Below are 1,249 nucleotides of genomic sequence, written 5' to 3'. Positions count from 1 at the left end.
GCAGGTGCAGCGGCCGGACGCGCCTTGACCACGCGCACGCCACGCGCCTTCATCCAGGCGTCGAACTCCTCGGCGGTCATGCGCTTGCCGTTCTGGCTCATGTCGAACCGCCACGGCGTGTTGTCGAAGGCGGTGGCCGGCTTGTAGGCGGCCGGATCGTTCGGCTTCACCGCGCCCGGGGTGGCGTTGGCCAAGCTCTGGCAGCCTTCGGCGCGCAGCCGCAGCAGCACGCGGTCCAGCGACTGGTCGCTGCTGTAGGACTGGGTCAGCACGCCGCTGGGCATGCCCAGCTGCACGTTGCGGCTGAACAGTTCCGAAGCGACCGGCGCGGCAACCGTGGCCGGCAGCGCCAGCGGCTTGGGCAGCAGATCGCCGGAGCAATCCGGTGCGGCGTGGGCCGCAGGAATCAGGGCAAGCGCGAGCAGGCTGGCCGTCACGATACGCAGCATCGGTTTTTTTCCATTCAGGCGAGTCGACGAGCGAGTGTAGGCAGGCCCCGGCGTGCTTTCAACTGTTACCGGCATTACACGCGCTAAATAGTTGGGATTGCTGAAAAAATTCAGCTTGAATGCTTTGTGCATCCTGCAGAAGCGGCCTCCGCCGCGGCAGGCATTTCCGGGACGTCTGTCGCGGCTGAAGCCGCTCCCACAACGACACCGACATACATTTCCACCCACAAAAACAAAGCCCGGCACGAGGCCGGGCTTTGCTTGAGGCTGGAAGCGTCCGATTAGTTCTGGACGTTCAGCTCGGTACGACGGTTCTTGGCACGGCCTTCCGGATTGTCCGAACCATCCGGGTTGGTGTTCGGAGCAATCGGACGGCTCTCGCCGTAGCCGATCGGACCGACCAGACGCGAAGCGTCCACGCCGTTCTTGGTCAGGTAGTCGTACACGACGCGGGCGCGGCGCTCGGACAGCTTCTGGTTGTAGGCTTCGGTACCCTTCGAGTCGGTGTGACCGGCAACCTCGACGCGCAGGTCGGGGTAACGCTTCAGGATCTCGGTGGCCTCGCCCAGGATCGCCACGGCGTCCGGACGCAGGTTCGCCTTGTTGAAGTCAAAGTTGACGCCCTTCAGGTCGATCGACACCGGCACCGGGCAGCCGTCCGGACCGATGGTCTGGCCAGGCTGGGAGTTCGGGCACTTGTCGTCGCAGTTGTTGACGCCGTCACCATCGTCGTCCAGGTCGGCGCAGCTCGGCGCAGCGGCCGGCGGCGGCGGCGGGGCGACCGGGGCAGCCGGCGGCGG

Annotated in this window: 2 protein-coding genes; both read right to left on the bottom strand. The window is 66.0% G+C overall.

The window, feature by feature from the left end; genetic code table 11:
• Positions 1-449 (bottom strand): hypothetical protein (locus tag D588_RS0115210; RefSeq protein WP_017916590.1); only part of this gene is annotated, 449 nt, incomplete at its 3' end.
• Positions 450-730: 281 nt separating this feature from the next.
• On the bottom strand, positions 731-1,249 hold a 519-nt coding region (locus tag D588_RS0115205), incomplete at its 5' end, for an OmpA family protein (RefSeq protein ID WP_017916589.1).

It is taken from the genome of Xanthomonas sp. SHU 308, assembly GCF_000364645.1.
In the GTDB taxonomy this organism is placed as follows: domain Bacteria; phylum Pseudomonadota; class Gammaproteobacteria; order Xanthomonadales; family Xanthomonadaceae; genus Xanthomonas_A; species Xanthomonas_A sontii.
The sequence above is the reverse complement of the archived record's forward strand: the minus strand, read 5'-3'. Positions and strand labels throughout refer to the sequence as shown.